Origin of the sequence: Veillonella sp. CHU594 (assembly GCF_003992265.1) — a bacterium.
Lineage (GTDB): Bacteria > Bacillota > Negativicutes > Veillonellales > Veillonellaceae > F0422.
The window spans coordinates 139,814-147,662 of record NZ_RQVB01000006.1; the positions used below are offsets into that span (position 1 = coordinate 139,814).

Here is a 7,849-nt window from a genome sequence, read left to right on the forward strand (position 1 = left end):
GTTAGTCGATTCTTATCATATGCAAGAAAAGGGACGTGTAATCACGCCCCTTTTAAAATCACTATAGATTAATAGTGTAAGTCATCTTGTGTAACACGATGACGGAAATAGTAGTATGCCCATGCTTGGTACGCCAATACGATTGGTACGAAGATGCACGCTACGATTGTCATCAATGTTAATGTATACGTAGAGGATGCAGCATTCATGATTGTTAAGCTGTACGCTGGATCAATGCTAGATACCATGATACGAGGGAACAATCCTGCAAAGTACGCAAGGGTTACAAATAGAATTGTCAATGCACTGAACACGAAACCTTTACCTGTTTGGCGAGCACGTGTAAAGCCCCAAGATACTAAGAAGCTAAGAATAGCTAATGCAAATGCTACGGTAGCTAATGTGCTGTTGAATAGGTCTGTGTATACATAGGTAGCTCCTACCAATACCAACGCACCTACTGCTGTAATCACACCTTCTACTAATGCAGCTGCACGAGCGCGTTCAGAGATGTCCCCTGTTGTTTTCACGGATGCATATAAAGCACCATGGTACAAGAATACGCACACGAAGGCAACGCCACAAAGAATCGTGTATACGCTCAATAAATCTAAGAACCCACCTACAAAGTTCATATCTTTATCGATAGGTGTACCTTGGATCAAGTTACCTACTGTAACACCCCAAAGAAGTGCTGGGATAGCAGATCCAAAGAAAATGCACCAGTCGAAAGCAGCACGCCATGTTGGGCTTTTATCTTTACTGCGGAAGTCAAAAGATACCCCACGAGCGATTAACGCTGCTAACATCAAGAACAATGCCAAGTAGAAACCACTGAATAAGGTAGCATATACTTGTGGGAAGGATGCAAACATAGCACCACCAGCGGTGAGCATCCATACTTGGTTACCGTCCCATACAGGACCGATAGTATTGATTAATTGGCGGCGTTCACGGTCTGTTTTACCCAAGAATGGGAGCCACATGCCTACACCATAGTCAAGACCTTCTAAAATAAAGAATCCCGTAAATAAAACACCTACTAAGATGAACCAAATTAATTCTAAGTTATTTGTAATTATTTCCATAATGTAGCCTCCTCTTGTTCAACCACATCATGAGCTGGGTTACCCGCTGGCCCCGCTTGAATATGTTTTACTGCCAAGTAGATTGCGGCAATTGCCATGACTACGTATACAGCTGTAAAACCGATAATTGTTGTCCAGATTTCTGGGGCTGTTACCACTTTAGATGCACCATCCGCCGTTTTTTGTAAGCCATATACAAGCCAAGGTTGACGACCCGCTTCTGCTACATACCAGCCTGTGGAGTTCGCAATGAATGGAAGGGCTAACATATGATAAATCGCTTTTAAGGCTGCTTTGTTATTAAGCAATTTGCCTTTCATATGCAAGTAGTAACCTACGATAGATGTAACAAGCATCAAGATACCTGCTAAAATCATCACACGGAAAGACCAGAACATAGATGTTACATGTGGCACATAATCGCCTGCACCGTGTTTTAGTTCTGCTTCTTTTTGAAGGTCATTGATACCTTTTACTTCGCCTTTGAAAGAATCATGAACTACAAAGGATAGCGCCCCTGGTACACCAATTTCAAAATTGTTCTTTTTGCCATCTTGGTCAATGCCAGCAACGATAGCAAATGGAGCTGGATCATGTGTTTCCCACAATGCTTCAAAAGCAGCTACTTTCATTGGTTGTAATTTGGCTACTGTTTGGCCTTGGAAGTGACCTGCGCCACTAACTAATAAACCACCAATTACTGCTGCACCTAAACCAAACTTAATAGATTTAGAGTAAAAATCTACGTGATTATTCTTCAATAAATGCCATGCACTAACAGAAGCAATGATAACACCTGCTGTTAAGATACCATCTGTAAAGATGTGCAAATATTGACCTGGTAAATACCCATTTTGTAGGATAGCCGCAAAGGAATCCATTTCTGCACGGCCATTACGAAGTGCATATCCAACTGGATGTTGCATAAATGAGTTCGCTACTAAAATCCAGAATGCGGATAAGTTACTTCCGATAGCTACCAACACTGCTACAAATGCATGTGCTTTAGGGGATAATTTATCCCAACCAAAAATCCAAGCCCCCATAAAAGTGGACTCTAAGAAAAAGGCTGTTAAGGCTTCTAACGCCAAAGGAGCTCCGAAGATATCTCCCATGAAGCGAGAGTATTCCGCCCAGTTCATTCCAAAATGGAACTCTTGAACGATACCTGTTACAACACCCATTGCAAAGTTAATTAAGAATAATTTTCCCCAAAACTTTGCCATTTTTTTGTACACTTCGTTTTTCGTACGCACATAAGTAATTTCTAGTATTGCTACTAATACTGTCATACCTAGCGTAAACGGAACGAAGAGCCAATGATAGATCGTTGTCAATGCAAATTGAAAACGAGCTAACAAGACTGCATCCATCATGTTAATTCCTCCTCACTTGAATACAATTTATACCACATGGTGCAATGATATTTGAATCGAACGCTCACGTTTTGCTAACGTTTCGAAATCAACATTTTTTAACTCTTGTATTAGTACAGCTTGAATTTTACCAACTGCCTCTTGTACGGCGCATTGACCATGGCAGCCACGAGAGCAACTTTCAGAGTCATATAAACAATGTTGTAAATATGTGTCTCCTTCTACCGCTGTTACCACATCATACAAACTAATATCTTTAGGCTTTTTGGCCAATGTAAATCCACCATCTACGCCTCGGTAAGAGTGCAATAATTTTGCATTCACTAAATATCTCATAATTTTTAGTAGAAATCGTTCAGGAATCTTGCTAGTACGCGCTAACTCTGAGCCTACCTTACGAGTACCAAAAGGTAATGTAGACATATATAAAAGAATACGAAATGCATAGTCTGTCGCTTGATTAAATTTCAATGAGTCCTCCTCTTTTGTTATCTATCCTTCATAAAACTCTATCCGTCATCAAAAGTACACTACTTAGGTATACTTTAAGCTTGCAAAAAAATGCTCGAGTGCAAAAGCGTTCGAGCATCTCTTGTTTCTATTATAAGAAATTATTGAGAATGTTGCAACCTATTTCTTCACAACTTCTTCATTTTTTATATATGTGCTAATGTATCAATAATCACATAAGCTAGTGCAGATACACCTGCAGATAATGGTATCGTAATAAACCAAGCAAATACCATAGACCTTGCAGTGCTCCAGTTAACCGCTCTTACACGCATGGCTGTACCTACCCCCATAATAGATCCACTCACAACATGTGTAGTAGATACTGGTAAATGCAATAATGTAGCTGTAAAAATAGTAATAGCAGAGTTCAAATCAGCTGCAAATCCATTAATACTTTCTAATTTAAAAATTTTACTACCTACAGTAGCAATAATTTTCCAACCACCTGCTGCTGTACCTAATGCCATTGCTGTAGCACAGGCAATTTTAACCCAAATAGGTACATCTAAGGTTTGTAAATGTCCACTAGCTACTAAGGTTAACGTAATTATGCCCATCGCTTTTTGTGCATCATTAGATCCATGCGAAAACGACATTAAGGCCGCAGATACTAATTGCATATTCCGAAATCGATCATTTAAGATAATTGGCGAAAATCGTCCAAATAGGATTAGCAGTATTTTCATAACAATATAGCCCAATACTAGCGCTAGAATAGGAGATGCTACCAAAGAAATAAAAATCTTACCAATCCCACCAGCTTGCAGAGCTTCAGGGCCTACAGAAATCAACACAGCACCAATGATACCACCAATTAAGGCATGGGAAGAAGAGCTTGGAATCCCATACCACCAAGTTAAGAGGTTCCAGAAAATAGCACCTACAAGAGCTGCAACAATAATTTCTCCGTTAATCATCTCTGGGGCTGTAACAATATCTCCACCAATCGTTTTAGCAACGCCCGTACTCACCATAGCTCCCAAAAAGTTTAACGTGGCTGCCATCATAACAGCCGTCTTTGGCGCTATGGCTCGAGTAGATACTGATGTGGCAATTGCATTAGCAGTATCATGGAATCCATTTATATAGTCAAAGGCCAATGCGAGCAAAACGACGGCCCATATCACCCAACCATCAAGCATACTTTAATACTACCCGGCGGAATGTTCCTACCAAAGTCTCAGATCCATCAATAACGTCTTCCATGGAGCTAAGAATTTCCTTCCACTTAATGATTTCAATAGGGTCACTGCACTCTGTAAAAAGTTTCGCCATTTCCACATGATAAATATCATCTGCCTCTGCTTCTAAACGCAACACCTCTAACGCACGACCTTCTACTTTCAGATAGTTCTTTTTTAAACTCCCCATATAAGAAATAGATTTTTTAATGTGTTTGCAACATTTAGCTACGATTTCTGCCATACGGATTGCTCCTGCAGTTGGTTCGCTTTGCACTTGATACATTACCATTTTATCCATAATTTCTTTAATATTATCAATCGTGTTATCTAATTGATCAATCAAAAGTTGAATGTCTTCACGATCCATTGGCGTAATAAATGTTTTACGCAAACGGTCCATAGTAGCCGCTACCAATTCATCTGCCTCATGTTCCTTTTGTTCAATTTCGCGAAGAGCTTCTCGCTTCTCCACTTCTCCTTCAAACACATCTTGCATCAATTGTGCTGCCTCATGACATAACTCAGCATGGTCATTGAGCATACTGAAAAACTTTTCTTCTTTTCCTTTTAAATTGAAAGCCATTACTTCCTCCAATAACTTACTATGTAATTTAGATAATTCCATTATAGCACGTTACCATTCACTTGTGCATACAAATTACAAAAGCCTATATACATTTTTTACTTTTAATACGTAATGCTATTCTTTTAGATATCTCTATTGTTATAATTGCCTATTTTTCAGAAGACTTCTACCTGTTGCCGCTTTGCTTTACTATCTTTACATCACATCTATGGGCGCAAAAAAATAGCTATCTTAGCACTACTATAATACATAGTTACTAAAGATAGCTATCGTTAATCCACTATTTAATTAATTCTCGCTTTAAGTGTTTAACTTCTGGTAAAATCAATTCTTTCATGGCTAGTGTAACAGCCCCTACTGATCCCGGAATAGCAAATAAAATCGTATGATCTTTTACCCCGCCAATAGCACGAGATGCCAACGCTTTCGTTCCAATATCATCACGGTAGCTTAAAAAACGAAATAATTCGCCAAACCCTGGAATTTCTTTATCCAATAAGGGTTGCACTGCTTCGATGGATACATCACGTTTGGCAATACCAGTGCCTCCAGTGCTAATAATAATATCTGCACCACTGACATTGCTCTCATAAGTCCAAGCTCGTACAGCATTATTTGTGGAAGTATCCAAAACTAGAACTTCTTCATCATAATTGCCAGTGAAAGCCTGATGAATGGCTCCTTGAATCTCATCAATTGTATCTGTCACAATTTGACGAGATACCACCACAAATCCAGCCTCGCGAGCTAATTCTTCAACTCGGGCTCCACCTTTATCTGTCTCTTTTGTTCTTGTATCAGACACTGTAATCACCGCTACTGTTAGGGGGCGGTCTGTAAATTCCATCATTGCCATATGTATGGTCCTTTCTATGTAGTACATGCTATTTAATATAAAATCATCCGCCAGTCTATTACTCTTAATAGGCTGGAACCAACATACTAGAAAACGTTTCTCAGATAGCTTCTAATACAGTATAGTAAGACTTGTAATGATATACCATCTTTCAAAATTATAATACTCCAACTAGTACCTATATGTATAGTAGCATATCTCCTATCGTAACTCTATAAGAAATGTTAAAGACCAAAAAATTCTTTTACTTCTTTTAACTGCCCTTTTGTACAGGACACATATAGTTCATCTCCACACTGTAATACTGTTGTGGCCACTGGTACAATCGGCTGTCCTCCTCGATCAATGCTGACAATCATAGATCCTCTTGGCATTTCAATATCTTTCAACATCGTATCTACATAGGGGCAAACGACTGATAGACGAGTTTGGAAAAATGTTTGCTCTTCTTCTGCTCCTAAAATGCCTTGGCTCATACGAAGTAATAAATTATCATAAATTGGTAATTCTTTCATAAATTCAGCCGTTAAATAAGCAATAATGGCTACAGTACCTACTTGGTAAATACTGTGAAAGCTATTTGTCATTTCTAGTACCAATAAGATAGCTAACAATGGAGTTCGCATAGAGGCTGCTAACATACCTGCCATACCACAAATGATAAAACTACTTCCAAAGGCATTCGGTAGCATGTGTAATTCTACTAATATACTATGCATCAATGCCCCCACTGCTGATCCAATTACAACCATCGGTAGAAATATACCACCTTGTGCACCATTACCATAACAAATAGAAGTTAACACAATTTTACCTATCACAATGTATAGCAATACTTGTAATGTCTGTTGATGAGCAACCATCATGGTCACTACATCATTACCACCACCTAGCAGCATTTGTGAATCTATGCCCAATAGAGTTACCCCAAGAAATGTTAAAGAAATTTTCCAGCCTCTAGATATTGGTAATCTATCATAGATGCACTTTACTCCTACAATCATACGATTAAAAATAACTCCAAAGCATCCCACAGCAACTCCTAATATAAAAAGTGTTGTGAAATACTCAATAGGAATACTTTCCATAACAGAAAATCCCAATGACGGTGTTAATCCAAATACTAAAGACGTAATTAAGTTAGATGATATGGTAGCAGAAAATGTAGGAATCACAAGCTTAGGATAAAAACTTTTATGCACTTCTTCAAATACAAAGATAGCTCCTGATACTGGTGCACTGAAGGCAGCAGTCAAACCAGCTGCCGCCCCTGCAGATGTTAAAATCCGCTCCTCACGTAACGAGCTACCAAAACAATTCGACAAGAGTTTTCCTGTAGCTCCACCCAATTGCACAGAAGGCCCTTCGCGCCCAACAGAAAATCCTACGATACCTGTAAAAGCACCACCAAAAAATTTAGATACCAACGTAGGAAAAGGATTCATATTAAAAATCCCCTTCATTTCTCCTTCAATTTGAGGTATTCCTGATCCTCCAGACAAGGGTGCCCACTTGAGTAATAAGTGACAACCCCAGCCAAGAACCATCATAATCATCGCCCAAATCACGATTTGTTCCATCGTTGCCGTCGCCATAAATTCGTGGCGATATTCATTGCCCCAGTGAATAATATATCTGAAAGCAGAACCAATTATGCCGGCTGCAATTCCTATGACTATACCTTTTACAATTAATAGGAGAAATTCCTCACGATCAAAGGTATTAAAAAATTCTATTTTAGGTTTTTTGAAAATATTATTACGTGTAGTATGTATCATATTATCACCTTAGTTACCTTAATAATAGATATAGTATACAAGGTTACGATTGATTTGTCATTATGTAAAATTATCTTTATTATTTCACATATGTTGTTCTATATTGGCTGGAAAGGGCTTGCAAAAATAGTTTTTTCATTGGCAACTTCCTGTTCTGCCCTGTGGATTTTCTTACTCCCTTCGGTCGTAGAAAACCTTACGGGCCGAACTCCCCGATTCACACACTTTCATGCGTCGCTATGCTCCTATGAAAGTGGTTCACTGGGGATCCCAGGCCTATGGTATTCTTTCATAGATATTACTTCTGCCATATTGGCTGGAAACGGCCAGACCAAAATAATATATTGAATGAGAAAATAAAAAAGACGCCTCTCGGCGTCTTCTTTATTTCTTAATCAGCAACTTCCTATCCTCCCAGGCCGTTTCCAGCCAAGTACTTTCGGCGTTTACGAGCTTAACTACTGTGTT

At 38.9% G+C, this 7,849-nt stretch carries 7 protein-coding genes; all 7 read right to left on the minus strand.

From position 1 onward, the window contains the following. Nucleotides 1-68: 68 nt before the first annotated feature. Nucleotides 69-1,088 (minus strand): cytochrome d ubiquinol oxidase subunit II, encoded by a 1,020-nt coding sequence (cydB, locus tag EO111_RS05350; protein ID WP_062403412.1) that lies wholly within the window; start codon nucleotides 1,086-1,088, stop codon nucleotides 69-71. Beyond that, nucleotides 1,079-2,464: a cytochrome ubiquinol oxidase subunit I gene (locus tag EO111_RS05355; RefSeq protein ID WP_082717814.1), complete on the minus strand. Its 1,386-nt coding sequence runs from the start codon at nucleotides 2,462-2,464 to the stop codon at nucleotides 1,079-1,081. The genes cydB and EO111_RS05355 overlap by 10 nt, the downstream gene beginning before the upstream one ends. Nucleotides 2,465-2,491: 27 nt before the next feature. Next, nucleotides 2,492-2,935, minus strand: a complete 444-nt coding sequence (locus EO111_RS05360; protein ID WP_009354142.1) for an Rrf2 family transcriptional regulator — start codon at nucleotides 2,933-2,935, stop codon at nucleotides 2,492-2,494. Between the two features lie 185 nt (nucleotides 2,936-3,120). Continuing rightward, on the minus strand, nucleotides 3,121-4,119 hold the full coding sequence (locus EO111_RS05365) for an inorganic phosphate transporter (RefSeq protein WP_009354128.1): 999 nt from the start codon (nucleotides 4,117-4,119) through the stop codon (nucleotides 3,121-3,123). Next, a complete protein-coding gene (locus EO111_RS05370) occupies nucleotides 4,112-4,744 on the minus strand; it encodes a DUF47 domain-containing protein (protein WP_009354140.1) in 633 nt (210 codons plus the stop codon). The genes EO111_RS05365 and EO111_RS05370 overlap by 8 nt, the downstream gene beginning before the upstream one ends. A 283-nt stretch (nucleotides 4,745-5,027) precedes the next feature. Then, nucleotides 5,028-5,603 (minus strand): molybdenum cofactor biosynthesis protein B, encoded by a 576-nt coding sequence (locus EO111_RS05375; RefSeq protein ID WP_127010940.1) that lies wholly within the window; start codon nucleotides 5,601-5,603, stop codon nucleotides 5,028-5,030. 224 nt (nucleotides 5,604-5,827) lie between these two features. Continuing rightward, the gene (locus tag EO111_RS05380) at nucleotides 5,828-7,381 is read right to left on the minus strand and encodes a ClC family H(+)/Cl(-) exchange transporter (RefSeq protein WP_127010941.1); all 1,554 of its coding nucleotides are present in this window, start codon (nucleotides 7,379-7,381) and stop codon (nucleotides 5,828-5,830) included. Nucleotides 7,382-7,849 lie beyond the last annotated feature (468 nt).